The sequence below is a fragment of the Hydrogenoanaerobacterium sp. genome (genome assembly GCF_032017025.1).
In the GTDB taxonomy this organism is placed as follows: domain Bacteria; phylum Bacillota; class Clostridia; order Oscillospirales; family Ruminococcaceae; genus Hydrogenoanaerobacterium.
Genome location: NZ_DALZQO010000002.1, coordinates 1 through 26,459, shown reverse-complemented (window position 1 = coordinate 26,459; position 26,459 = coordinate 1). Strand labels below are relative to the sequence as shown.

At 43.5% G+C, this 26,459-nt stretch carries 19 protein-coding genes; 1 reads left to right on the top strand and 18 read right to left on the bottom strand.

Going from position 1 to position 26,459, the window contains the following annotated elements; translation table 11 throughout:
- Positions 1–418: 418 nt before the first annotated feature.
- From RTV33_RS01975 to RTV33_RS01890, 18 genes are all read right to left on the bottom strand, one after another.
- Positions 419–5,872 carry a glycoside hydrolase family 97 catalytic domain-containing protein gene (locus RTV33_RS01975; RefSeq protein WP_312641008.1) on the bottom strand — a complete coding sequence of 1,818 codons (5,454 nt, stop codon included), beginning with the start codon at positions 5,870–5,872 and terminating at the stop codon, positions 419–421.
- A 160-nt stretch (positions 5,873–6,032) separates the two neighbouring features.
- Complete coding sequence (locus tag RTV33_RS01970; protein WP_312641005.1) at positions 6,033–6,659, bottom strand: cohesin domain-containing protein; 627 nt, start codon at positions 6,657–6,659, stop codon at positions 6,033–6,035.
- Between the two features lie 164 nt (positions 6,660–6,823).
- On the bottom strand, positions 6,824–7,879 hold the full coding sequence (locus tag RTV33_RS01965; RefSeq protein ID WP_312641003.1) for a galactose ABC transporter substrate-binding protein: 1,056 nt from the start codon (positions 7,877–7,879) through the stop codon (positions 6,824–6,826).
- Between the two features lie 18 nt (positions 7,880–7,897).
- On the bottom strand, positions 7,898–8,863 hold the full coding sequence (locus tag RTV33_RS01960; protein ID WP_312641001.1) for a substrate-binding domain-containing protein: 966 nt from the start codon (positions 8,861–8,863) through the stop codon (positions 7,898–7,900).
- Positions 8,860–10,665 (bottom strand): sensor histidine kinase, encoded by a 1,806-nt coding sequence (locus RTV33_RS01955; RefSeq protein WP_312640999.1) that lies wholly within the window; start codon positions 10,663–10,665, stop codon positions 8,860–8,862. The genes RTV33_RS01960 and RTV33_RS01955 overlap by 4 nt, the downstream gene beginning before the upstream one ends.
- Positions 10,655–12,283: a response regulator gene (locus RTV33_RS01950; protein ID WP_312640997.1), complete on the bottom strand. Its 1,629-nt coding sequence runs from the start codon at positions 12,281–12,283 to the stop codon at positions 10,655–10,657. The genes RTV33_RS01955 and RTV33_RS01950 overlap by 11 nt, the downstream gene beginning before the upstream one ends.
- Before the next feature lie 581 nt (positions 12,284–12,864).
- Positions 12,865–13,050 carry a hypothetical protein gene (locus RTV33_RS01945; protein ID WP_312640995.1) on the bottom strand — a complete coding sequence of 62 codons (186 nt, stop codon included), beginning with the start codon at positions 13,048–13,050 and terminating at the stop codon, positions 12,865–12,867.
- A 573-nt stretch (positions 13,051–13,623) separates the two neighbouring features.
- Positions 13,624–14,535, bottom strand: coding sequence for an RraA family protein (locus tag RTV33_RS01940; protein WP_312640993.1), 912 nt, complete (start codon positions 14,533–14,535; stop codon positions 13,624–13,626).
- Positions 14,522–15,505, bottom strand: a complete 984-nt coding sequence (locus RTV33_RS01935; protein ID WP_312640992.1) for a beta-propeller fold lactonase family protein — start codon at positions 15,503–15,505, stop codon at positions 14,522–14,524. Before RTV33_RS01935 ends, RTV33_RS01940 begins: the two co-directional genes overlap by 14 nt.
- 3 nt (positions 15,506–15,508) lie before the next feature.
- Positions 15,509–15,979 carry a RidA family protein gene (locus RTV33_RS01930; RefSeq protein WP_312640990.1) on the bottom strand — a complete coding sequence of 157 codons (471 nt, stop codon included), beginning with the start codon at positions 15,977–15,979 and terminating at the stop codon, positions 15,509–15,511.
- Between the two features lie 24 nt (positions 15,980–16,003).
- Positions 16,004–16,468, bottom strand: coding sequence for a RidA family protein (locus tag RTV33_RS01925; protein WP_312640988.1), 465 nt, complete (start codon positions 16,466–16,468; stop codon positions 16,004–16,006).
- Positions 16,469–16,507: 39 nt separating this feature from the next.
- Positions 16,508–17,350, bottom strand: coding sequence for a carbohydrate ABC transporter permease (locus tag RTV33_RS01920; protein WP_312640986.1), 843 nt, complete (start codon positions 17,348–17,350; stop codon positions 16,508–16,510).
- Between the two features lie 3 nt (positions 17,351–17,353).
- On the bottom strand, positions 17,354–18,223 hold the full coding sequence (locus RTV33_RS01915; protein ID WP_312640984.1) for a sugar ABC transporter permease: 870 nt from the start codon (positions 18,221–18,223) through the stop codon (positions 17,354–17,356).
- A 116-nt stretch (positions 18,224–18,339) separates the two neighbouring features.
- Entirely contained in the window at positions 18,340–19,605 is a 1,266-nt protein-coding gene (locus RTV33_RS01910) for a sugar ABC transporter substrate-binding protein (protein WP_312640982.1), read from the bottom strand.
- A 54-nt stretch (positions 19,606–19,659) separates the two neighbouring features.
- Positions 19,660–20,892, bottom strand: coding sequence for an AGE family epimerase/isomerase (locus tag RTV33_RS01905; protein WP_312640980.1), 1,233 nt, complete (start codon positions 20,890–20,892; stop codon positions 19,660–19,662).
- 12 nt (positions 20,893–20,904) lie between these two features.
- Entirely contained in the window at positions 20,905–22,017 is a 1,113-nt protein-coding gene (locus RTV33_RS01900; protein WP_312640978.1) for an aminotransferase class V-fold PLP-dependent enzyme, read from the bottom strand.
- Between the two features lie 125 nt (positions 22,018–22,142).
- Positions 22,143–22,928 carry an SDR family oxidoreductase gene (locus RTV33_RS01895; RefSeq protein WP_312640976.1) on the bottom strand — a complete coding sequence of 262 codons (786 nt, stop codon included), beginning with the start codon at positions 22,926–22,928 and terminating at the stop codon, positions 22,143–22,145.
- A gap of 14 nt (positions 22,929–22,942) precedes the next feature.
- Positions 22,943–23,986, bottom strand: a complete 1,044-nt coding sequence (locus RTV33_RS01890) for a LacI family DNA-binding transcriptional regulator (RefSeq protein WP_312640974.1) — start codon at positions 23,984–23,986, stop codon at positions 22,943–22,945.
- A gap of 289 nt (positions 23,987–24,275) precedes the next feature.
- On the opposite strand from RTV33_RS01890, the gene RTV33_RS01885 reads away from it, so the two are divergent.
- A complete protein-coding gene (locus tag RTV33_RS01885; protein ID WP_312640972.1) occupies positions 24,276–25,508 on the top strand; it encodes an amidohydrolase/deacetylase family metallohydrolase in 1,233 nt (410 codons plus the stop codon).
- Positions 25,509–26,459: the final 951 nt, after the last annotated feature.

Here is a 26,459-nt window from a genome sequence, read left to right as displayed (position 1 = left end):
CTTTCACGGTGCTTGGGGATTTCGCGCATCACAGGGTTGCCTTAGATAATAAATTCTCAACCTATTTGCTTGACAGCCTTGAATTTACTTGTTTTTCTGCAACTTCCCTATGGAGTCCACCCTTTCGTTGGACTTTTTCGACATGCTGAGGCGGTACAAAAATGTACCGCCTCTTGCTATAAAGAGAAAAATGAATGAAAAAGCTATTTTTTAGGGCAGCCAAGGTTACTATGTGGAAACTTATCAAGATAGGGGAGCGCAGAGCATACAACAACGAGCGTATTTGCCTAAAAACGAAGCTGAGATATTCTGTGATAGCCCTTTTTATTTCTGTCCGTTTCCATTGGAACAGTTCAAGAAATGACAGCCTGTTTCTTCTTTAATGGAAAGATTGAAAAGCTACTAAAATAATGCTTGTTTAAATCGATTCGTCTTTTGCAGCTTTACGTTTTTTGTAAGTTGTTACTCCGGCAATACCTACAATTATACTAACTAGAACAACTATAGTAGCCCATGGGAATTCGCTGGATTTTTCCATAACTTCTTTAATAGTTTGCTCCTCTGGTGTTGCCGGAACCACGATTTCGGGTTCTGCTGATTTCTGAACTTTAGCGTTCTGTAAAACAGGTTGCGCTAAATCTACTCCCCCTGTTTCCGGATTCTCAATGCTTGCCGCTGATTCGGTACCGGTTACTGCCCCCGCAATGGGAGTGGTGCTCACTACATAATCAGAACAATGGGTAATTGCAAATTCAATCCAGCCGTTTTCATCTGCTTTAGCATTTGATTTGACAAGTTCCAGCCTGTTTTTTACAGGGTTAAAGTAATAAACATAGATTGTTTTGTTCGCGTAATCGTTAAGTCTTACACGGATAGTTGTCTTGCCCGGAAGTTCACCCTCATAATTAAAGTAAAGATTAGAGGTATTTGCATTCCCGGTTAGCTTCTTGATTGCGCCTGCATTTGGGGAGCTGGTGTTGATTCTGGTATCAAAATAAACAACACCCGGCATATCGTTTATTATATTCTTACCATCGAATATCCACTGGTACCAGCCGCCTTCGAGCGTAATGGATTTATCTTTATTTTTCAGAAGCACGCCAAATACACTGGTGCCAAAGTTATAGTTTCTTTCTACATTTACCGAAACATTAGCATTTTCAGATGCACCTTGGAGCTTATCCTTTACATCGGACACCGGAGCTATATTGGGAATCTCAGATCCGCCGGATGGATTTTTTGATGGGCTGCTAGGTTTGGAGCCATCTTTAACAATTACCTCAATGCTTGCTTTTAAGCTATCGGGGTTCGTGATTCCATCCATCATGGTCAGCGTACCTGTCAGTGTATAGGTGCCTACGGCATCGCGATTGTAACCTTCGCCACTCCACACAACTGCAAAATCTTTGTTTTCGCCCGTTGCGAGGGTTGCGCTTACCGTTTTGGGCAAAGCTATTTTGTCAAACGCTGTACCTTTATTTACGGTTATACTGCTCGGGTTTTCAATTGCGGTTACAATGGTGGATTGAGATTTTTCTTTAACCTCCACATCAATGCTTGCTTTTAAGCTGTCGGGGTTCGTGATTCCGTCCATCATGGTCAGCGTACCTGTCAGTGTATAGGTGCCTACGGCATCGCGATTGTAACCTTCGCCACTCCACACAACTGCAAAATCTTTGCTTTCGCCCGTTGCGAGGGTTGCGCTTACCGTTTTGGGCAAAGCTATTTTATCAAACGCTGTACCTTTATTTACGGTTATACTACTCGGGTTTTCAATTGCGGTTACAATGGTGGATTGAGATTTTTCCTTAACCTCCACATCAATGCTTGCTTTTAGGCTGTCGGGGTTCGTGATGCCGCCCTCCATCGTCAGTGTACCGGTCAGCGCATAAGTACCTACGGTATTTGCATCGTAACCCGCATCGCTCCACACAACCGCAAAGTCTTTGCTTTCTCCTGTTGCGAGTGTTGCGCTCACGGTTTGGGGCAGAGCTATTTTATCAAAAGCTGTGCCTTTATCTACAGTTATGCTTCTTGGGTTTTTAATTGCAGTTACGTAATTGGTTTTTGTGGCTGCGAATGCAATTGTTTCACCATTTACTGTAAAGTCTTCAAATACAACAGGAGTAGGGGCATTAACACCATTTCCGTTGGTAGCATAAAGTCCAAGCTTAAGGTTTTGGCTCCCCGTTACATCGTTATTTGGATTCGCTGTACCAATTTTCACCCAGTTGAGATTATCGTAGCTGTAGTAACCGGTAAAGGTATCTCCTACTCTCTCAAGCTTCAGCCACGCTGCGCCATCCTTTTTATTGTCTGAGAGCTTTTTCTCATCGTATCCCCCATTATAAGAGAATAGCTCAAAAACATTGCCGCCCAGACCTCCATGATGCCTTCTCATAGTCGATATTACTCTTGTATCATTTGCATACGCGGTTAAAGCAATTGTCTGATAGTTTTTTGCAAGCGCTGAGTTGTTCACCTTTACGGTGGCAATAAAGTCGCCCTTTGGCGCATCCCGGAGTAAAACGTTTTGCGCTGTAGTGTGCTCTCCAAGGTCGCCCGGCAGTGTTACCATCTGCAGCTTGTTTTCTCCAAGCAGCTTTTTGTTTGCAGTGTTTTCACGGATAAATCTCCAGCCGTCCGCCAATTTGTAGGGCCACATCAATACGGTTACAGTACATTCTGCTTTGATGCTTGCATCAACCTTAGAGCTTGCCGTAATGGTTGTTTTGCCGGCTTTTAGGCCTACCACAACACCATTGCTGTCAACGGTTGCTACCTCAGGGTTGCTGGAACTCCATACAATTTGGCTTATATCGGGATTTACCGGATCGATAGTCGCTTTCAGGGTGAGTGCTTCTTCCTCCACCACGGTAGCTACGGTTTTATCCAAAGTGATATTACGAATTAAATTGGGCGCTTCGGTTGTTATTTTGACAGTGCAACCGCCGCCAAACGACATAGGAATGGTAAGCACGCTTTCAGAGGTTACTTCTTGATAATCGACAATAAGATCCCTTCTGCCTGCACCATCTCTATAAATCGTTGCATGATAATTTCTCCCGGTATCCAGAAAATCCAGTGGAATCTCGGCATCGCGTGCTTGATTTGTAATTGAAGATGCAAACCATGTATCCCCGCTTCTGCGTGCCATGGTCATAAACTTTCCGGGGTACCCATCAATAAAATGGGTATCGTCCCATGCGGCAGGCAGGTTTTTAAATAGCGGCAGCGCCGGGCTGCTCTTGTAATCTTCGATACTGCTCGCCATACAAGGCATACCGCTTTCAAAGATTATATTCAATGCAATTTGCTGGCCGGTTGTAGTTTTGCTGCCACCGCCCGGATAGATACGCGGAGTCCAATCAGAAGGGCCTACCACACCGCGTGTAAAGGGTAGTATGGTGGTTTGTAAAGGTTGGTTGTTATTCTGTTCCTCACCATAAATCGCCTCGCGGTTGAGTGCATTCGGCCAAGTTCTGATTTCACCTGTGGGCTTGTTGGAGCCATGGTAATTCATAACCAGTCCCAAATCGGCGCATTTCTCATACAGGACATTAAACAACTGCATACGATCTTGCGACTCGCGGTCAAAGAAATCTGCTTTAATGCCCTTTATTCCAATTTCTGCCCATTCATCTAAGATCTTACGTTCCTCGGGGGTATCCAAATCTCCGCAGATTACCCATGCAATAAGTCCGATACCTTTAGATTTAGCATAGTTTACAATACTGGTAGGGTCGTCCTTATTTTCGGGATCATAAAACCATTTGAAGTAGCCATTATACTTCTTGCCACTTCCACTCTGTGCGTTTGGCTGCCATCCCTCATCCAGAATATAGTATTTCCAGCCCATTTCAGCGGCAAAATCAATTGTCTTTTTGATATTGTTGTAATCACGCTGACCATCAAAGTAGCTGGTCATCCATGTCCAAGCGGTAACTCCCGGTTCAATCCATGAAGTATCGCCTTTAATTTTGTTTGGCGGGCTTACATTTTCCACCATAGTGCTTTCCACAATATCCCCCAAGGTTCCGGAAATCGCTAGCCTCCATGGTGATGTGAAAGGAACCTTGGTTTTTACATTGCCATTTTGCTGAGCAGGGAACTTCAGGCCAAGCTCTGTGCCGGCTTCACGTTTTACCACAGAACCACTATAGGTTCCATCCAGTACCGCTTCGGTCAGTAGAGTCCATGCCCCATTGGGGGCCTGATACAGCAGAGGTAGTGTTTGATCCCCGTTTAAATTTTCAATTTTTTTCTGGTCAAAATAGTCTTCATGCGAAGTTGTATCGCCCATTCTGTTCGGCATCGCTGTAACGTCGGAACCAGCCGGAATTACGAATGAGCTTGTCTCTTCTGAAATCTCAATCTCCGCGCTACTACCATCCGCTTTGCGGATTGCATTGCGAAACGCAATGCCATCATCGTATGCCCTTACAATCACGTCAAACTCCATATCGGCTTTTGTATTTGTAAAAGTATAGGTCACTTCATTTGCGTGGTTAATATACTTCGATTTCTTTCCGGAAATGGTATCGTAGGTTTCATTAATCTCTTTTATCTCTCCGCTGTCTTTATAGGTGAGCCCGTTAGAAAAATCTCCAAGAGTTGTTTTCATTCCAATGGGAGAAAGCTCGACAATCCGTTTTCCATCCTGAGTTGCAGAATAAAAAATCTTGCCGTCTATTAAGCTGACTTTTATTTCCGATCTCTTGGACGGGGACTGTACAACGCCCTTCACATTGGTATCTGGAACAACCTCAATTGCAAAGGTTCCTTCTTTCGTAATGCCGTCAACAGTAGCTTGGCAAGTAATCGCCGCAGTACCCACCGATACCGCTGTAGCCAGGCCAGTATCAGACACAGTAGCCACTGCAGGATCGCTGCTTGAAAAACGGGGGCTGCTCCCATCAAGCGAAATATCGGTGCCGTTGATAGCGACCCCTTTGGCGATAAGCTGACTGATTTCTCCTTGTGGAATACGTGGGGCTCCACTAATTTCAATATACTTTAAGCTAGTAAGATCTGTTACCGGCATATAAAGCCTAGGCTCTACCCATACAGCATGATCACAGGTGTTCCTATCTCCTGCGTCTCCGCCAATCAGTTTTAAGCTTTTTGCTCCTGCCGGAATTTCAATATCGATTACACCATGATTATTTTTCCTGTAGATAGTTCCGCTTTTAAACACCTCTTTACCATCGATTTCAACAGTAAAGTCGCAGCTGCCCGCCTCTTCAGGCTTCTTATCTCCTGCTATGTAGTTTACACCAATCAGGGCAGTAAAACGGGTTGCATCCAATCCGGAAATATCGTAGGTGACATAACCCGGTGCATGGTTACAAATACCTTTTGTATAGGTTTTAACTTCACCGCTATCTAACAGCTGTAACGGACCGCTTACAGCTTGGCCGTTAAATCTGTAATCATTCTGCCAGCCACATACCAGATCCTGATATTTCAAATCGGTCAAATATATGTATCCTGTGTCGTCTGCCTCTTCTAAAGGTTTCTCCTGCTGGAATTGATCCTGCGCAAGAGTCTCCCCAAGCGGGAGTGCCTCCGGTCCAGCTACCTCTGCTGTAGGCGTCTCGGGTACGATTTGCTCGGGTATAGAAGCTTCTGCCTCAGGTATCTCGGGTATGATTTGCTCTGGTATACTGGTTTCTGCCCCGGGCGCTTCCGGCGCGATTTGCTCAGGCACATCCACAGTTATCAATTCTTTTTCTTCTGGCTGAGCTGCGGATACCGTGATATCAGTGACAGTGCTTTCTGCCACTTGTGCAAATGTGATGACTGTACTGCCCAATGTCATTTGCACGGCCAGAACCAGTGCAATAACTGGCCTCCAAATACTTTTTCTCACGCTACCATCCTCTTTCTTTCCTTTTATTATGCTAAAACAAACATAATTTTTACTTTCCACATTATATAAGATCCTTTCTTACAATTCAATGAATTTAAGCAAAGTCAATATAAAATCTATAACAATAGGAAAGAAATCATATGATTTGACATTAAATTACTTATTTAACCCAAAGAGCCGCATTCTTTACAGACAGAGGATTGATTGGGTTTGATGTAGACAAGCTCGCCGTATTTGCATCTCCTGACAGCGTTGAAAATACTACATCGGTCAAAAGAAAATACACTTTCCTATCTTGCAAAGGTATATCTTTAAGTTTAAAATTTAATCGCAATACAATATTTTTTGTTTTTTTATCAAACCCCGCCTTGCAATAAGCAGTGTTTTCTCCCGTCATATCAAGGTACATCGTCTTAATCTCTCCCGACTGATTTGAAACATCCACATCGCAGTTCCATAGAGGCACACTTCCGGACAAGGTGTCACTCTGCAATTCATTGGAAGGGGGGCTGCTTCTACAGGCCATCATGGTACCTGGTTTAACACCAATAAACTCAAGTTTGCTGTTATCAAATTCTACAGTTATGCTTGCCGCCGGGTATTTATCGTTTGGCAGATTAGACATCACCAGATCTACCGTAAATTCTTCATTGCATGAGGCCACGATTGATTTTGGTGGTACTACAGATAGGCGCGGATTTGACTCTGTCTTCACGAAAATCCACACTGCCCAAGCTATAAAAATGATAATTAGTAAAATACAAATACTTTGCTTTCTGTCTTTCATCGATACTTTCCTCTCGGCTGGTATTTTGCCATTATAGCGTAAGCCTTTAAGCCACTCAATAGAGATTGGATAAGTACAGATGAAATCCACAGTATTAAGCATAAAAACAACAGATTTATAAAAAACGCCCCCTACCGGTTTTACCGGACAGAGGACGTTTTTATTCAGTATCCCATTGTCTGTACTACTTCATCAACATTATCAATTGTTACGGCGCTATGCGGAATCCAAATATAACGCTGAGAAATATCTTGCGGGTTTTCTACAGGATCTTCATCCATAGCCAGTGCATAGGCAAGCTCGAAGATTGCCTCCCCCTGTCCCTTTGCGTCGTTAAGCACTGTACCTACCAACATGCCGTTTTTTATTGCCTCCAGTGCCGGCTGAATTGCATCAATTCCCACAATTAGCGGCACATTTGTAATTTGCGCTTCCTGATATGTATCAATGGCGCCAAGTGCCATATTGTCGTTGTTACTGATAATCATTTCAATTTGATCACCGAATTCTTCCAGCCACTGCGACATGATTACACCGGCCTGAGTGCGTTGCCAGTCCGCAGTCTTATTGCTTAATTTTTCAAGCTTAATACCGGCTTCCGTTATTGTTTTAATCGTCACCTCGGTGCGGATTAGAGAATCCTGATGACCTTGTTCTCCCTCCAGAATGACGTACTGCAATATTCCGTCACCATTCTTGTCCCATTTTTGCGGATCAGCCTGATAGATCTTTACCACAATTCCTCCCTCCAAGTTTGCGGATTCGCTTGCAAGAGAACAAACATAGTAAAGCTTATCCCAGCGCTGCATATCCTCCTCCACCGGTTCCCGGTTAAAAAAGACAATTGGTACATTCGCAGCCTTGGCACGATCTATAATTACAGAGGCCGCCGTGCGGTCTACCATATTAACACAAATAACATCATAATTCTGCGCTAAAAATTTATCCACCTGATCATTTTGTAGATTCTGGTTTCCTTTTGCATCCATAACATTGACCGTAATTTTCATATTTTTAGTTAGCTCTTTTGTTTTTGCAATATTCCCAATATAATCCGGAATCGTTGAAATAAACGGATCTTCCATCTGATATATAGTTACACCAATTTTAATTTGCTTTATTTTACCGTCTGACCTTGAAGCAAATTCCATCATAGCGCAACTACTACTCAATATTCCTATGCCAATCAATGCTATCAGTGTCGGTACTATTTTTTTCAATTCATATACCCTCGCTTTTTATCTGACGAATGGAAACAACAGCCTCTGATTGTCCATATCATACATATTCCTTTGATCTATTACCCGGTATTCTACGGTTATTTGTTTTGAGACAGTTCTTCTTTCCAATGCATCCACTGCAGCTTGAATGCTTAAATATCCAATTCCAAAATCATTTTGTACCACCGTGGCATTCACAACATCCTGCTCAATATAATGGGCAATTTTACTTGATGCCCCAATTCCAAAAAGATTAATATTTTTAATCTTCTCGTCAGAAAGCATTTGTGCCATATCCTCAAGATCTAAAGAACTAAATGCTACAACTGTACCCAGTTTTTTTTCCTTGCATAGGTTTAGGAATCGGTAGGTAGAAGACTCGGAGTTATTCAGGTCTTCCCAATCAATAGTATGAATTCCGTTCGCGTCCAAAACGGAGAGTAATCCATTACGGCGCTCCTTAATATTGTTACAATCTTTACTGCCTTCAACCAGCAAAACATTTTGATTGGGATTATCTGACAGTAAAATTTTCCTACCTACCTCTACACCCATAGCATAGTTATCTGTCGAAACATAGGAGGTAACATGGCTGTTATCCATACCATATTCAAGACAAACAATCGGAAATTTTGCAGCGATATTGTTCATTGCTGCCGCTAATTTGCCACTTTCCATTACGGATAAAATGATTGCATCCACACCGCTACCCTTTTCGCGTTCCAGAAGAGAAATTTGCTCCGCTAAACTGTCTTCTGCTGAAACTGAAATAAATGTGAGTTCCACATGCATTTCATCAGATGCCTGCTCCATACCCTGTTTTATAGATTCCCAATCGTCACCAGTCTTTCCCTGTACTATAACAGAGATATTTTTTAGCTCCGAAGGGCTTTCGGCTTTTAGCATTGCATAAGTCAGTATCAAAAAAGATGACGTTAACATGATCAGCAGAAGAACAAAAACAATTACTTTTTTTCTTGTCATTTGATGTTCTCCCTCGATTCCATGTGATGATTAATGCAAGGTAGGCGAATTCGAGCCGTTGTACCATAGCCCAACCTACTGATGATTTCAAGCCCATACTGCTCTCCGAATGCAAGCTGAATTCTTTTATTAACATTGCTAAGCCCTAAGCCAGAGCCCTTCGAGTGTGTAGTGACAGCCGCATTTAATAAATTCTCACAAACCTCCTTCGGTATTCCATCTCCGTTATCCACAACATCAATATACAAATCCTCTTTATTAAAATAGGTTTTCACTGTAATTTCTCCATCACCATCCATCAACTCCATGGCATGATAAATAGAGTTTTCCAATAGAGGCTGTACAATTAGTTTTATCGTGGTACACTTCAGGGCGGCGGGGTCGGTTTCAAATTGAACCGTAAATTTATTCTTGTAGCGCATCATTTGAATCGTGAGATAGTACTGTGCATGTTCCAACTCATCCTTCACCGTAATTCTATTATTTCCCTTGCTCAGGCTGATGCGGAACAGCCTTGCAAGTGAAGTTACCATCTTAATGGCTTCTGGATAGCGTTCATTTTCGATCATCCAAACAATTGAATCCAGTGTATTGTAGAGGAAATGCGGGTTAATCTGGCTTTGCAGCGCATCAAGCTCGCTTTTTCGCTTCGACTCCTGCTCTGCCACTATGTCATCCATCAACTTGCGCATTTGTGTCACCATAGATTGGATAATTCTTCCCAGGTGCTGAATTTCATAAGGCCCGCCAATTGCAATATTTGCGTCAAAATCCCCCTCCTCTAAGCTCTTTACCGATTTCCCTAGCTTTTTAATTGGATCGGCAATTTTAGAGGAAACAAACTGGTTAACAAAGATGATGAGAAAAATAGTAAATAAAAGAATAAAAACTGCAAACACCTGAATTTGCAAATAGTTTGCGGTAATACCCTTCATCGGGGTTACACCGATGATTTTCCAGCCGGTATAGCCCACTGATTTCACCGTAACCACACGTTTTTCCTTCTCAAAGGTTTCTACGTAGGTTCCATCGTCATAATCTGCCATTTCAACGTTGTTTTCCTTTAGGATGTTGGAGTAAAGCAGTTTGTGGCGTGGATGATAGATAATATCTCCATCCCCACTAATCAAATAAATGTACCCTGATCCACCGAGGTTAACATCCTTAAATAATTGTTCAATACCTGAAAAGTTCATATCCACTAGCAAAACACCTTGATGAACTGCGCCATCACGCGTCAATTCTACAGCGCGGGAAAGCGACACCACCCATCGGTATCGAAAATCCGGATCTTCAAACAAATTTTGGACATGCGGGATAGAGAAGTGCATATTCTCGATTTTTTCCATAGCACTTTGAAACCACTGCTGCTCATTTGGGGCCACATTTTTCTTAAGCTTGGAGAGCGGAGCCGTGCTCACCAGCTTGCCATTATCCTCCACCACCACAATACTGACCAAAAGATCCTTATTTGCATCATAGAGCAGGCTTATTTCGTCGTCGATAGAATCTACTGCAAGGTCACTGTTTTTAATGACTCGGTAATACATCGAATCGGATACACGGCGCATATTTCTAAGATATCCGTCAAGATTGAGATTCACTTGGTCAATGACGCGTTTATTATTATCTCGGATGATTTTTTCTGCAGATGATATAAACCTAGTATACAGCGATATTCCCAAGAAAATCATTCCCACCAGTGCTACCGCGGTAAAAGAAATGGAAATCAGATATTGAAAACTCTTACGTTTATAGGCTTCTTTAAAATAGCTCCACTTCTTTCTCAGGTTAGATGCCATCTTGTCCTCCTACACTGCGGTACTTGGTGGGCGACATTCCAAACTGTTTCTTGAAGACGTAGCTAAAATAAGTTGGCTCACTATAGCCGATCTTATTCGCTATTTCGCCAGCCAAATATTCGGTTGTATTCAGCAGTTTTACTGCCTCTTCCATGCGTACCTGGGTTAGATAGTTAACAAAACTCAAACTGGTTTCGCGTTTAAACAAGGTGGAAAAATACGTAGGACTCAGATGCAGATAATTACATATCGTTTCTAGTGAGAGTTCCGAATCAGAATAGTTGTTTTTAATAAAATGCTTCGCTTGCTCCGCAACCAGCTTAGAAGAATTGGTGCGTTCCTGTCGGATTAAACGGCTGATTTTAAGGCAAGTATCAAGAATCCATTTTCTAAGGGCATCCAGCGAATCAAAGCTAGAGATATAAAAATTGCTGTCAAAGCTTTTCCCCAATATTGCCGCCCCATCCAACTGATAAGTACGTATTATTTTAAGCAACTCTGCCGTCAGTTCCATTAAACTCAACTGATATTGAGACAATTGAAAGTTCTTCTCACGGAAACAGTTGATGTAGCGTTCTACTTCCCGTTCAATTTTCTCCGATTCACCAACCTTAATTGCAGCCATCATATCTTGAAAATCCACATCACAGTATTCAAGCTGTCCCATTGTCTGCGGCTCAACATCATCAATATAAATTGCTTTATCTGCACCTACCAGTACTCGATACTCTAAAGCGTTGCGTGCACCGACGGTAGAATAATGAAGATCGGTAAGTGAATCACAGGGCGATCCAATGCCTGCCGAAAGTGTTAACAATAGAAAACGTTGGGCAAGCTTACATATATAGTTTATACCATTGATAAAGCTTAGTATTTTCCCTCTTTCTTCCAGAATAGCTATTACAGCTACGTAGTCATTGTAAAGGAAGCATTTAAAATGGGTGTATGGTGATAGATTTTCATCAACGAGTTGTTTAATAACATGCGGTATCAGCTCTTTTCGGCTTGTAGCAGCATACTCCTGGCCTTCCGATTGGATGCTAGAATCAAACTCGATTAATGCCACGCTCCAGAAAGATCCAAAAATATCAATTTTATAACGCTCTATTTGCTCACTGATCCACCGTGATGTTACTCGCCCTCCCAACAAACGAACCAAAAACTGCTCACGCAAGATAGGGATACTATTTTGATAATGCTCGCGCAACCGTTCAATGTTACACTTTTCAATGAATTCGTTATCCAGCTGCTGTTTGATTTTTTGCAATACCTCCACAAGCTCCTGCGCATCAATTGGCTTTAATATGTATTCCGATACGTTAATTTTAATTGCTCTCTGCGCATATTCGAAATCATCAAACCCCGAAAATATTACCAACTTTATTTTAGGCATTTGCTCATACAAGCGTTTACCCAACGTCAATCCATCCATGAACGGCATTTTAATGTCAGTCAGTACAACGTCTGGATGCAGGCTCTCAGCCAACTCTAATGCTTCTTGCCCATTTGCTGCAGAGGCAACCAATTCAAAACCATTACTCTCCCAGTTGATTTTGCGCTTGATTCCCTCCCTAATTTCTTCTTCATCATCTACAACCATAATTCTATACAAAGACATAAGTTTACCCCATCATTCTTCGGCAAATGCCATAAAAATATTTTTCATATATGGTATTTTACGTTTAAATTGTCGCTATCGATTATAACAAATCTTGACATCTTTTTCAACAGATGATGAAGTATTGTGTAAAGCTTGCTGCGTTTAAAGAGATTAGCCCTTTAAAGTCTACGATCATTTAGCCCTTATTTATTAAAATATTCGCTCACCAGATGTTAGTCTTTGCAGGCGTATCAGTTTGCATAATACAGGAGTCAACGGACACTATTTTACATTCAAAAGAATTTACGTGATTGTGAATGTAAATTGTTGTTTAATTAATATTATAGTTAATAAGTATCTCCTTTTTTAGTATGGGGAATAAAAGAAACAAAAAAGAAGTGGTTCAATATGTACAAATTATTATTTATTGCAAACAACAAGCTGGATTTATAAGTACGGGTTAAGCCGATACAAGAACATCCACCTTGAGCAACAGTTCAAGCAACATGGACTAAGAAGGAAAGTATCTGCAGCACGAATTGTGAAGCAGATGCTTTTTTACTGTTAAGAAACTAGATTTCCAATGGAGCACATGCGTATTATTGTTTATGCTGCCTCCCCTGTACGTCTATATTAAAATTGTCATAGTAGGTAATCTCCCCAACAGTCTTAAAACTGTAGCCTTTATCCTTAATCTGGTCAATAATTCCCGGTAAAGCTTGTACTGTATTCTTCTTTCCCACATGAAACAGCGTAATGCTTCCGTTTTGCACACTGCTTACCATCTTGTTTGTTATCTCTTCGGCAGGCGGGTCTTTCCAGTCTCGGGAGTCACTATCCCATACAGAGTACAACTTTATACGACAAATTCGAATAGACCCAATAGACAAAAATATGATTGTTACACAAATCAGAAATATGGTACTAGAATTCCCATTTAGAATGTTTGTATGTCATTTATGACAAAACCTCCTATGTTTTTTGACGCGGTTGGCGAACCTGCTTCAATTTTAACATAGGAGGTTTTTCTTATTTTAAAAATTTCTATTCCCACTGGCATAGCCAATGGTTATTGTACGCTAAAGTGTACAGGTCGAAATGCTTCCTTTTGTTTTATCGAGGGGCTTTTTAAAGTTGAATAATCTTGCCATTATCTTTAAAATGTTTTTGCTGGTAGCTGCTGTTGATTTGAGGAAGTTGTGCTGATTCTACTGTCAAAACAGACTGTATTCGGCATTTAATTTCTTTGTCGTTAAATATCCATTGGTACCAGCTATCATTTAGAATAACGGTTTTTCCTTTGTTCTTTATTAAATTTAGAAAGGAAGCTTGTCGGCGTTCTATAGCAAGGCTAACATTTATTGCAGGCAGGTTTTCATCACCTGTTCCAGCGCCTGCGGGTCGCCTTTTGCTGCATCCCACTCGAGGCTCCAGTCTAAATTACGGTATTTTTCACAACGCGGGTCTGCCTGCAAAAACTTCTCCAGATCCTCCAGCATTTCCAATCTCCAAAGTGAATTGTCAATTTCGGCAGTCGTATACTTTTGGTTCGCAATCATCTCAAACCCAAAAATATCTTTTGCATGAGATTTTTGCGCCGAATTAATTACATAATCCACCTCGTGGCATGGAATAAACATCACACCGCTACCGGTGCCCAAAACAACGTCTCCCGGCAGGCATACCGCTTTACCTATGCGGCAAGGGCCATTAAAGTCAGTCATCACACAAGCACGGATTGGTGTAGGGTCAGAACCGCGGTAATATACCTGGGCATCTTTAATTTTTTCCATCTGCTCCACATCTCGCACACCACCCCATATAATAGCTCCACCGTTCTTGGTATGTGTGGCAATTGCGGTTGTAAGGTTTCCTCCCACAAAGGTGCCGTTGAACACCTTATCGTACATATCCGCTACTAAAACATCTCCCTCGGTCAGGCTATCTACCACCCATTGGTTGCCCATACCTTCCCATCCGTTTTCTTTTGCGTAGCTGTATACTACATCCTTTAAATCGGGGCGTGTGGGCATAAATGTACAGGTCACGGCACGCCCTACAAGCTTTTTGCGGTGGTGCAAAATTTTCAAATCGCCTTCGAACTGGAATCTGTATCCCTTGACATATAAAGGCAGCCAGATTTCTTCTATCGTCATTGTGCGTATCATTTCTAATTTTTCATCCGAAACACGAGGGCGCCCATCAGGAAAACGCTCACCCTTCCAGTGTGATGTTATTGCAAGGATTTCTTCTCGATTATTTATGTTCATTGTTATCATCCTCTTTCTCTGTCACCTGCAAAACGAAAGCAGGGGCCGCAAACTCTAAAGCCACTGTATCAAATTTTGCTCCTATTTTTGGTGGTACTGCTTCTACTATATTCATCTTTTGCTGCACAGCCAGTAAAGTCTTATCGGATAAAAAGGTTATCATTCGAACCCAGTCTCCGCAGAGCGGTTGGATCCTATGTAAGCGAAGCGAATCTGCTTCAACCCGGATTATTGCGATTTTGGGAACGCCACGCACACTTACGGCAATTGTTTCACTTTCCACCATACATGCGCCACCCGGCCACCCTGAACCCAGTTGTGCCAGCGAAAGTGTATACAGGCAAAAACAACCCGCTTTGCTTTTCTTACACAGCATTACGCTGTTGCTGTTTTCGCATATCAGCACAAACTTAGCGTTATCGACCGGAATAATCTGTCTTGGTCCCGTATTAGGTGCAAAAACTTTTACCCAAAGCAATTGTGGTACTTCAGCACTTAAGTCGTAACAGGCTATGCAATCGCTACCCATGTCGCAGCACAGCAATTCTTGCCCCATCAGCACGCTGCAGTGCGCATGCGCCACATCTTTTTTTGCACCCGGTAAACACATACGCCAGAGTTCTTTTTGAAGCGTGTAATCAACGGCAAAAAAATCTCCGCTTTGCCAGCAGCTACCCACCAAACAGGTATCTGCATCACTTAGATGGCATAGGCCAGCACCGAGCAGCGTAATCTCACCTTTCTGCTCCAGCGCAGATTCTTTTATACGATACGATGTAATTTTTACGCAATCTACCAGCTCGTGCCCTGCGTACAACGTTTTTCCTTTTTGGATTAAAAAAGAAGGGTTCGTACCTGTATGAAGTGCATGACAGATTTCCCCTTGCCTGCCATTCCAGTTTATTAGAGCAAGGTCTGGGGAGCCAGGCTGCGTGTACCCGCCAACGGCCAGTAAAATATCTCTGGCCACGGTTTAATCCTTTACAGAAACGATTACTTCAATTTCTACCGGTATATTGTTATTGGGTAAATTGTGCGTGCCCATGGCTGTGCGTGCATGATAACCGCGCTCTTCCAGCACATCCGCAATGGTGTCGGAAAAACCGTCCATAACACCGTCCACATCGTGGAAGCCTTCAGCGCAATTGACAAGGCCAAAAGCTTTTACAAAATGGTCAATCTTATCCAGATTGCCCAAAGTATCTTTTAAAGCACCTAAAATAATAATCGCACATTCTCTGGCTGCCCTGTACCCTTCTTCCGGTGTAAGGTCTGCACCGATTCGGCCGCGGAACAGCGGCACACCCGTAATCTGATCTTCGGGACCATGGCCTGATACAAAAATAAGATTATCTACCCGGCGCAACAGCACAATACCACGCTTCTTTTTATATACAGGCTCTATCTCTGCATTGTTTTCCACAATTCGATTGATTGTATCCATGCTTTTCTCCTATTCTTGCGCCAATCAGCGAATTTTTACAATGGCTTCCACAACCACAGGCACGTTTTGCGGCAAAGCAAAAGCACCCATTGCGCTGCGAGCATGCTGACCACGCTTGCCAAACACCTCTACCATCAAATCAGAAAATCCGTTCATTACAGCCGGCTGGCTGGAAAAATCCGCCCCGCTGTTTACAAGCCCCAGTGCCTTTACAAAGTAATCTACACGGTCCAGTTCGCCTATATAATCTTTAATTGTCGCCAGCATGTTCAGGCCGCACAGGCGCGCTGCCTGATAGGCGGTATCCAAATCCATCTCGGTACCCACCTTGCCGGTGTAAACAGCCTTACCCTCGGCGTCTACGGGCAGGTGAGCAGACAAAAATAGCAACTTGCCCTCTAATACTGCATCTACTGCGCCTTTCCCTTTGCGGTCTCTTACCGGCAGCGTAATACCCAAATTCTCAATTCTTTTTCCTGTTTCACTCATAAGTTTATAACTCCTCTTCTTTTACTAATCCTTATATGTTTATCCTTTTACAGCGCCGCTGGCAAGCCCTTCTACAAACTGTTTTTGAACAGACAAAAACAAGATAATAATAGGCAGCGTAATAATAGCGGCCGCGGCCATAGTGTCGCCCCAATCTACTTTAAAAAAGGATGAAAATTCATTTAGAGCGATAGGCACTGTTCTACTCACCTCGCTGCGGGTTAGCACGTTTGCCAACGCAAATTCGTTCCACGAGGAGATAAAGGCGTAAATACCGGTAGCGGCAATGGCTGGGCGTAAAAGCGGTACAACAACATACCACAAACTTTGTATGGTGCCGCAGCCGTCTACAACGGCAGCCTCTTCAATCTCTTTTGGTATCCCTTTGAAATAGCCTTTGGCCATCCATGTTACAAGCGGCATGGAAATAACTAGGTGCGCAATGGCCAGCCCCAGCTTTGTATCTACAAGGTTGAGGGCGTTTTCCATATAAAAAAGCGGAATCATCAGCACAGTCAGCGGTAACATCTGGCTGAGTAGCATAAACATAGAGAAAAAGCTTTTGCCACGAAACTTAAAACGTGCAAACGCGTACCCGGCACTTCCGCCCAGTAAAAGCGCCATAAAGGCCGAGCCAATACCAACCAAAAAGCTGTTTAAAAAGGCCCGTGGAATACCGCTATTGAACAGAACGTCCACATAGCTTTCTAAAACAATTTGCTTTGGAATCCAGTACGGAGGTTTTGAAAATATTTCGACAGACGGCTTGAGCGACGTACTAATAATCCAACCCAAAGGTATCAGCGTTATAAGGACAACTATGATTAAAAAAGCGTATATAAATAGATCTGCAGCAGTGGTTTTTAATTCTTTGGTTTTCACAAGTTAGTCCTCCTTGATTACAAATTTGACGTAGAGGACAGCGAAGAACAATGTAACCAGCAGTTGCATCATTGCGCTTGCGCTGGCCGCATTCAGGTTGAGCACTTTAAACTGGTTGTATACCAAAAGCGAAAGTGTAGTTGTTCCCTGCCCGCCGCTTGTCATAATCCAAATGAGCGAGAATTCGTTGATAGCCCAAACCAAAAGCAGCAGCACACAAATAAAACTTACATCTTTAAGCATGGGCAGCGTAATATGCAGCGTTTTTTGCCACCAATTTGCGCCATCCAAATTTGCGCTTTCATATAGTTCCTTGGGCATTTGCTGCAAGCCTGCAGTCATCATCAGCATGACATAGGGTGCGCATGCCCACACCTGCACAATAACCACAGAAAGCATTGCGTACTGTGGGCTCGTAAGCCATGGAATCGGCTCATTAATCAGATGAAGCGACTGCAAAATATGGTTTGCCATGCCCCCATCTGTTGCAAAAAGCCACTTCCAGGCAGTGGCCTTTACGACGCCTGGTATAATCCACGCTACAAATACAAGCCCACGCCACATACCTTTGCCACGAATGGTTGCACGGTTGATAAGCATTGCAAGCGCAAAGCCGATGATAAACGACGCCAAAACAGTTGAAAGTGTCCAGACCATGGTATTCGATACTGCCTGGGTAAATTGTGGATTTTGGAACAGTCTTTTATAATTTTTTAACCCCGCAAAACCGGCTTTTCCAATACCGTTTTCACAAAAACTCATTGTACAGATGTAAAACAGTGGGTAGATAATCAACGATGCCGTTACCAAAACACCTGGCAAAATAAAAGGTAGCGCCCTTTTTTCATCCCGTGTCAATTGCAAATGATGCATAGACAACTCCCCTCTTTATTATCAAAATCAAGTGGTACAGTTACCGCTTATGTTTATCGGTAAAAAGAATCTCCTGCTCTGCTTTTGGCAAAAGGGCAGGAGATTCTTGCCCGATATTAGTCTGCTATCAGAGTATTAATGTCTGCGGTCATTGCATTGCACGCTTCTTCAACGCTCATACTTCCGGCAATGGCGGCCTGCATATATTGATAAATGATTGGCTCCATTTCTGCCCAGCGGGTGTAGGTGGGCTCAGGGCGGGAATTATCCAACTGTTTGGCAAAGGGGGTAAGCTCCTCGCTAGAATATTGCGGATATTTCAGCGCCTCATAGCTGGCAGGGAGAGAATCGGTAAGGCGCGCTTGATTTTCGGGTGTAGTTAGGTAAGCCAGCAGCTTGGCCGCAGCTTCTTTGTTTTTGCTCTTTTCTGCCATGACAATTGTCCAACCGTTGGATGTGGTACAGCCCATTCCTCCATCACCGGGGATTACGGCTGTTTTGAAGTTCAGGTTGGGGTAATCGGTCTTAAGTGTATCCAAATCAAAGGGCCCGGTCAGGTTAAATGCAAGCTGACCACTGCCGAACATATCGCGCATTTTGGTGTTGTCAATCTCCATACTGCTGGCACTTGCATAACCTTCTTTGATAGAGTTCACAATGTTTCCCATTGCTTTTTTGCCTGCATCGCTGTCCAAAAGACATTTTGTTTCGTCTTCGTTCAGTACATCTCCGCCGTATGTATACAGCTGCTGAACCAAGCGGGTTGTAGCATTAGCCTGGTTGCCTAAGGGCCATGCAAAAGCTGTTACAGTACCGTTTGTAACCTTTTTGCTCATCTCCGTCATTTCATCCCAGGTAGCAGGGAAGGAATCGTAACCGGCTGCTTTTAATAAATCAACGTTGTAGTAAATACCCGAGCCGTCGTGACGGAACGGGATACCATAGGTCTTGCCGTCTACTGTGGCAATGTCAAGCGCAGGTTTGAGGATATCTTCCATTTTCACACCAGCGGCAGGTGCCAACTCATTGAGTGAGGCAAGCAAGCCCTGCTTTGCAAGGGGTGCTACGTCTGTTGTAAGTACGGTGCTCAGCTCAGGGGCGTTATTGGTGCTGATTGCAGTGGTAATCTTGCTTTTGTAGGTATCCCAGTCGGTAATAACCAGTTCTACCTTGATACCTGGATTTGCTGCTTCAAACTCTGCAGCCATTTCGCGGCTTTCGGGCTCGTCCCAGTTTGGGGTCCACCACTGGATGGTAACATTACCGTTTGAGCCGGCGATAGCCTGACTGGAAGCGGATTTGCTTGCGCACCCTGTGAATACTGTTGCAGTGAGAATGAATGCCAGTGCGAGAGACATCATTTTCTTAATTGTCTTTTTCATGGTTTTCTTCCTCCTTAGATTTTACTTATTTAACCGATTGACATCGGATAACCGTTACTTTATGTCCTGCAATGCCTGTTGCAGCAACTGCACAATCTGTACATGGCAGCGTACGACGTGATACGGCCCTTTTAATTCAAACCCTTTGCGCGCGTCGCTCACCTCTCCGTTGCGGTGACAGACGCTGTTCCACTCGCCCACTTCTTCATCCATAAAATGTTCCTTTACAAAGCGGTGTAATTTCATAAAATATGCAAAATGGTCATCCGCACCATTTTCCAGACTGCTCATCAGCAGCGCATACAGCCCTTCCGCCTGCACCCACCAAATTTTGTCGTCCCATAAAACGGGGACATCCACGTAGGTGTTGGTCAAGAAGCGCTCTTCAGGGGTAGTGTTTTCCACATCGACATGTTGGTAAAAGCCGCCATAGGTTTCGTCCCATGCGCGGTGCAGAACCCAATCGATAACAATCTTCGCCCGCTGTGCATAGGCGGTGGTTCCTTCCTCTTGCCCGGCACGCATGGCAAACCACATAGATTCCAGCGTATGACCAGGGTCTATTAACCTGCCTTCTCCGCGCAATACGGGCATGCCGTCTGTGCCTACATACTCGAAAGGTGCCTGCAGCGTGTCGTTCGCAAATACATATAGCGAACGGTGTATGCAGTCGCGTAAAACGGAACTGTATGCGTTGCCAAAGAGATGCTTACTCTCAAGCGCCACCAGCAAGGTCATAAAACAGACCGCATGTTTTTGCATGCCGTCGGGGATCATTTCGTCCTGTAATACAGACGGGGTCAATATATGATCGAAAAGCTGGTCGGTAAGCTGGCGAGCCCATTCTATATCCCGCGGGTTCGTTTTGCCAGTTGCTATTATGTATTCATACAACCCCTTAACTGCGAAATGGTCGGTAAAAATAGAAGTGGCACCGGTAATTGGTGTGCCGTCTTGCGCGAGCATCTGGCAAAAGCGCCCATTGGACAGAGCTGCTTTTTCTAAAAAGCTTCTGCCCTGGGTGGCAATTTCCAGCCACTTTGGGTTGCGCTTATAGGTGTTATAAAGATATGAAAACGTATACATTGTACGACCGACAAACCACCCGGGTTTTACTGTACTATAGAGTTCTCCTTTGGCGTCAAAGCAATTGAAATAACCTCCATACTGCATATCTACTACACGTGGTTCCCAAAAAGGTAAAATCTGTTCCTCCAGCTTTTGCTTGTAATACTGCAAAATTGCGGTAAGTTCTTCACAATGTTTTTTGATAAATTGTTGATTCATTACAAATCCCCTTTATACGCTCATTTGCAACAGCACATCTGTCAGCTGCTGTTTTACAATCTCCAGTTCCTGCTCATTCAGGTTTAGCGGGCTGATATACACTGCATTTTTGTTGTTCTCTGCACCTATGTAAATATGGCGATGGTACATTTCTTCTTTGATTGCTTGAGCTATATCCGGTTTAGTTAAATAGAAAAAGGCGCGTGGATAGCTTTGTCCTACCGGCCCGTAGGGTACTATTTCGCAGCGGGCGCAACCCGTTTTTTCTACTGCTTCACATAGGGCTGCCGCATACTCAAACAGGCGTTTTTCATTGGCTGAATGGTCCATAGACAAATACTGCCGTACCGCAGAATATAAACCTGCCATTGCCTCACGCGAAACCTTGCTTGAACGGCACACACCATGAACAGGTGCACCGAACCGCACGCAATCCTCAATTAATGCCTTTTTACCTATAATGAGTCCGCTGTCCTGCGGGCCGCAAAGGGTTTTTCCACCGCTAAAGATAACCATATCGGCGCCCATCTGTGTAAATTTCCACAAATTTTCTACCGGAGGCAGCTGTGCGGCTGCATCCACTACGACCGGGATTCCTTTGCTGTGTGCAATTTCAATCGTTTTTTCCAAGGACATGGAGCCGCGGCTATAAAGCACAGAAGCAAAGTAGAAAACTGCTGCTGTTTTGGGACCGATGCTGCCTGCCAGCTCAAACTCGAGCGTTTCATCCGCGTCGCCTATTTCTATAATTCTGGCACCGGAGCCTTCTATTGCTTTATCGTAGGCATTGCGCTGCGCGCGCATTACGATAACCTCGTTATGGTAAAGGCTCTGCGTATCTGGTAGCCGGCTGAAAGCGTATTCATTCGATTGCGCCATGCAAACCGCTGCTGCAAGCAGCAGGCCGCCCGAAGCACCGTTTGTAATGTAAGCGGCTTCGTTATGCGTTAAACGCGCCAGTTCAGCCCCGAGCTTTGTTTGCATTTCGTGGATATCCACAAAATGCGCGGCAGCCTCTTGCACAGCGCAAAGCGTTTCAATGGACATACGGCTACCGCCGTATACGGTATAGGTATCGTGCGCATTGATATAAGGCGTGATGTTCATCTCTTCGTAAATACTCATATAGCTTTCACTTTCCTCACAAATAGAATCGCGATGTACAATTGCTGGGATTTATTTCAGGCTTTTGGAATACAATCAAGCATTGTTTAAATGTAAACGTTTTCTTTTGTAGGTAAAAAATTACATTAATGGGCTTTTATGCTGGCCCCTCCATCTACCATTAATATCTGACCTGTCATATATTGTGACATATCGCTGGCCAAATACAGTGCCGCATTGGACACAGCAGCCATACTTCCGGGGGCAAGCGGCTGCATTTTGCACAGCATGTCCATAAATTCATCACGTGCTTTTCCCTCGGGGTAAGAGTGAATCTCATCCATCATATTGTCACTTAAAACCAGCCCCGGGCAAATCGTGTTTACGCGTATCCCATAAGGAGCATAATCCAGTGCTATTGCGCGAGCCGTCGCGTTCATTGCGCCTTTTGTACCGGCATATATCCCAAAACCGGGCATTGTCATCACCGCATGAATTGAAGAAATGTTAATGATATTGCCGTTGCGGCGTTCCATCATACCGGGCAAAAACTTGCGTGCACAGCGTAGCCCGCTTTTATAGTTTGTCTCCAAAAATTTTTCAATCGTGGCATCTTCACACAAGTGCACCGGCTGGTGGTAATTAATTCCCACCGTGCTCACCAGAATATCTATACCGCCAAAATCTTTTAAAACCTCTTCACAAGTCTGCTCGGTTTCCTGGGCCTGCGAAAGGTCGACCTGGTAACCTTTCGAGTCGGGTGCTAACTTTTGTATCTCCCGCACCGCTTCCTCCAACTTTTCTTTACTGGGGCCACCTAATGCAACGGCTGCCCCCTGCGACGCAAACAGCAACGCAATATCTTTGCCAATTCCTCTCTGACCTGAAGTAATAAATACTCGTTTTCCTGCCAGTAAATGATTGTAGTCCATTTTGAATAGCTCCTTTATCTATCGTGATATTCTGCAACAGTCTCTTTTTCTACAATGCTCGTGCTGTATGTTTTGATAACCGATTTATCGGGCAGTTTACCGCTTAATTGTTCCGACAACAACAGCACACTGTCTATTCCTATTTGCTCCAAAGGCTGTGCCACAGAGGTAATATCCGGCCCACGGTAACGATCCGGTAAAATTGCCTGATTGTCAAACCCCATAATCGATAGATCCTCCGGCACGCGTAGGCCCATGTCTAACGCTGCGCGTATGGCGTAGCTGGCAATCGCGTCATCTCCACAAAAAACAGCGGTAGGCGGCACTGGTAATTCCATTAACATTTTTAAGCGCTGGTAGCCGCTGGAATAATCTACTGTGGCATATTGGATATATCCGTCACAAACCTCCAAGTTTGATTCATGCATCGCTTGCATATAACCATTAAAGCGATCAAGGCTTACCTTTTTGTTAGGGTTTGCACACAGGCAGGCAATTTTACGGTGCCCTTTTTTTATAAGATAGTCCACCGCTTCTTTTGCACCGACTTGGTTGTCAATCAGCAGCTTGTTGCAATCGATTTCTGGCATATCGTTTTCGATCAGCACATAGTTCATAGAAGACTTTTCCTGCAAATACTGTATTACAGCTTCATCGGAAAGGTAAGATCCATACAAAATAACAGCGTCAACCACACCGTTTGTAAGATATTTTAAATACTTCTCTTTGCTCTGCAAATCACCACCGAAAACACTGCAAAACATCACGCTGTATTGTGTACGGCTGGCCCCTATCTCAAAGCCTCTAATCAGCTCGTGAAAAAAAGGGTCATGCAGGTTATGCACAATAATGCCTATGCAGCCGGTTTTCCGCTTTATAAGGGATCGCGCCGCACTGTTGGGGCTATAACCTAATCTTTCTACCGTATCCCATACCTTTGCTTGCAACCCGGGGCTGACATTATTTTCATGGTTGATTACACGGGACACTGTTGCCAGAGAGACACCTGCCTCACGTGCAACGTCCTTAATCGTAGCATTTTTGTCTAGAAATTTCATATTTATGTGTCGCTCCCTTTTACTAATTGGCTCCAAAGCAAATTTGTAAACGCTTTCATTGCTTTAAGTCTATCTTCATGTCCATATAATGTCAATACTATTTTTCAATTTCGTGTTTTCGCAAATTTTTATAACATTTCTTTGTATAATTGTACTATATTCATAGTTTTTTACTTAAAAAACATTGACTTATGTTTTTTAGGAGGATATGATAATAATAGATTTTTTGTAATCGTTTACATGGCGATTATCCGTCTGTTCTTTCTATAACAAAAAGGAGAGGTTTAAAATGGAGCATCAGTCTGCAGATTTAATTTTAAAAGGTGGCCACGTAATCGACCCAGCCAATCAAATTGACGGCATTTGCGACATGGCAGTAAAAGACAAAAAGATTTTCGCTGTGGGGAAGGATCTTTCTTGCTTGCGCTGTGCTCAAACAGTGGATGTAAGCGGCCTTTATGTTGTACCCGGTTTAATTGATATGCATTGCCATGCTTATCCGAAATTTCCCCTTGCGACAGATGGCCTTGCGTGCATTGAAGCCGATGCTCATATGTTTCAGCAGGGTGTTACCACTTGTGTGGATGCAGGCACCTGCGGTATCCGTGATTTTTACCGTTTTAAAGAGGATATCATTGACCACAGCCAGGTTCGCCTATTGGCCATGGTAAACATTTCACATGGCGGCATGGTCAATCTAGAAACAGAGCAAGACCCCGATAATTTTCATCCTGCTGCCGTTGCCGGGCTTGCAAAAGCGCACCCGGAGCTGGTTGTAGCAATAAAAACGGCTCATTATTGGGTGGGTAAGCCTTTCGACGCTACGCACCCTGCCTGGGCCTCGGTAGATGCTACGGTTGAGGCAGCAGCTTTATGCGGTCTTCCCGCTATGGTAGACTTTCAGCCCACATTACCCGGTCGTAGTTATGAGGATTTGATTTTGAAAAAACTGCGTGCCGGAGATATTCATACTCATGTGTTCGCACAGCAGTTCCCGATTTTAGATGGAAACGGACAGCTAAACCCTGCACTAATTCAAGCACGCGAGCGCGGCGTTTTGTTTGACCTGGGCCACGGCGCGGGCAGCTTTTGGTTTCGCAATGCTGTGCCTGCCTTTGCACAAGGGTTTGTTTCGGATACACTTTCTACAGATTTGTATTTTGACAATGTTGCAGGCCCTGTATTTGGACTAACCAGTATCATGTCGAAATACTGGAACATTGGTATGGGGCTTAACGAAATTATTTACCGTACCACTAAGCGCCCTGCTCAAGTTATCGGACGCCCATCCTTAGGTGATCTAAGTGTAGGCAGCTGCGCCGATGTTGCGGTTTTAGAAGCACGAGACGGCAAATTTGGCTTTGCCGATGGTGGACATGCGCGTATGGCTGCCACCAAAAAACTGGAATGTGTAATGACTTTGCGCGCAGGAAAAATTGTGTACGACCTGAATGCAATTTCCAGGCCAGACTGGCAAACGGCAGACGCCTCGTATTGGTGCTCCCCCGGTATTTTGCCTTAAGCAAACGAACGCTCTGCAAGCAATTTTTTGCAACCATCACTAAGAACTCTATAAAAAAGCAGACAAAGTATAAAAAGCTTTAGCTGCTTTTTTACAATACCGCCCTGCACATTTTAAACTATAGAATTATATCTATATCCTTATCGCCCCCTCAATTGGGGAATAATTAGATACAGCACATTCCCGAACAAGGGCGCTATTTTCCTACGATGCTTTTGTTGCGCTCTAGATATAAACGAAAAAAGTTAATTAGAAAGCGTAGCTAAATTAGGTAAAATGTAACTTCATGCTTTTATATAGAGAAGCAGGCGCATAAGACGTGCCGCTTGTTTGTAGAGGTAAATTTTTCCAAGATATGAGATTGCTCGCTTTCTATTTCGAGCACAGTCATCGGTAGTATAGAAATATTTGTGCAAACCTCCACTGTCAAGTAAACTAGAACAGACAATGGAGATTTTCGAAAATCATGCTCTTTGGTCATGCCCAACTGCACATTATTGCTATAACTAGCAATTGAGTGAACTTCGCGTTATTCGCCTAATATCTTATTCGGACTTTATTATACGCAAAGATTTAGTCCTAACAAAGGCATGCATAATATAACTATATCATCTACCTATCCCCAAGTAAATGTCTTATATCCCAAATATATACATCAGAATTCTACATATAACGCAGAAAGGATAGGGAAAGCAATTATTGCTTTTCCTATCCTTTCTGCGTTATATGTAGAATCTCGGTTATCTTCCATAAATAGTTTTTATACGGTTAATGTAAACATGTTTGATCCCAAATCTTTGCCTCATAGAGGAAACAACATCAGCTTATCGTTTTACTTTTTATACACGTATTATTGTTTATATTGCCTCCCCTGTACGTCTATATTGAAATTATCGTAGTAAATGATCTCCCCTACTGTCTTGAAAATGTAGCCTTTACCCTTTAGTTGGG

What these genes read in the sequence shown, in the direction of transcription:
- RTV33_RS01970 (WP_312641005.1), bottom strand. Translation starts at nt 6,659, where the DNA reads ATGAAAGACAGAAAGCAAAGTATTTGTATTTTACTAATTATCATTTTT.
- RTV33_RS01960 (WP_312641001.1), bottom strand. Translation starts at nt 8,863, where the DNA reads ATGACAAGAAAAAAAGTAATTGTTTTTGTTCTTCTGCTGATCATGTTA.
- RTV33_RS01955 (WP_312640999.1), bottom strand. Translation starts at nt 10,665, where the DNA reads ATGGCATCTAACCTGAGAAAGAAGTGGAGCTATTTTAAAGAAGCCTAT.
- RTV33_RS01950 (WP_312640997.1), bottom strand. Translation starts at nt 12,283, where the DNA reads ATGTCTTTGTATAGAATTATGGTTGTAGATGATGAAGAAGAAATTAGG.
- RTV33_RS01945 (WP_312640995.1), bottom strand. Translation starts at nt 13,050, where the DNA reads ATGGTAAGCAGTGTGCAAAACGGAAGCATTACGCTGTTTCATGTGGGA.
- RTV33_RS01940 (WP_312640993.1), bottom strand. Translation starts at nt 14,535, where the DNA reads ATGAACATAAATAATCGAGAAGAAATCCTTGCAATAACATCACACTGG.
- RTV33_RS01930 (WP_312640990.1), bottom strand. Translation starts at nt 15,979, where the DNA reads ATGGATACAATCAATCGAATTGTGGAAAACAATGCAGAGATAGAGCCT.
- RTV33_RS01925 (WP_312640988.1), bottom strand. Translation starts at nt 16,468, where the DNA reads ATGAGTGAAACAGGAAAAAGAATTGAGAATTTGGGTATTACGCTGCCG.
- RTV33_RS01915 (WP_312640984.1), bottom strand. Translation starts at nt 18,223, where the DNA reads ATGCATCATTTGCAATTGACACGGGATGAAAAAAGGGCGCTACCTTTT.
- RTV33_RS01910 (WP_312640982.1), bottom strand. Translation starts at nt 19,605, where the DNA reads ATGAAAAAGACAATTAAGAAAATGATGTCTCTCGCACTGGCATTCATT.
- RTV33_RS01905 (WP_312640980.1), bottom strand. Translation starts at nt 20,892, where the DNA reads ATGAATCAACAATTTATCAAAAAACATTGTGAAGAACTTACCGCAATT.
- RTV33_RS01900 (WP_312640978.1), bottom strand. Translation starts at nt 22,017, where the DNA reads ATGAGTATTTACGAAGAGATGAACATCACGCCTTATATCAATGCGCAC.
- RTV33_RS01895 (WP_312640976.1), bottom strand. Translation starts at nt 22,928, where the DNA reads ATGGACTACAATCATTTACTGGCAGGAAAACGAGTATTTATTACTTCA.
- RTV33_RS01890 (WP_312640974.1), bottom strand. Translation starts at nt 23,986, where the DNA reads ATGAAATTTCTAGACAAAAATGCTACGATTAAGGACGTTGCACGTGAG.
- RTV33_RS01885 (WP_312640972.1), top strand. Translation starts at nt 24,276, where the DNA reads ATGGAGCATCAGTCTGCAGATTTAATTTTAAAAGGTGGCCACGTAATC.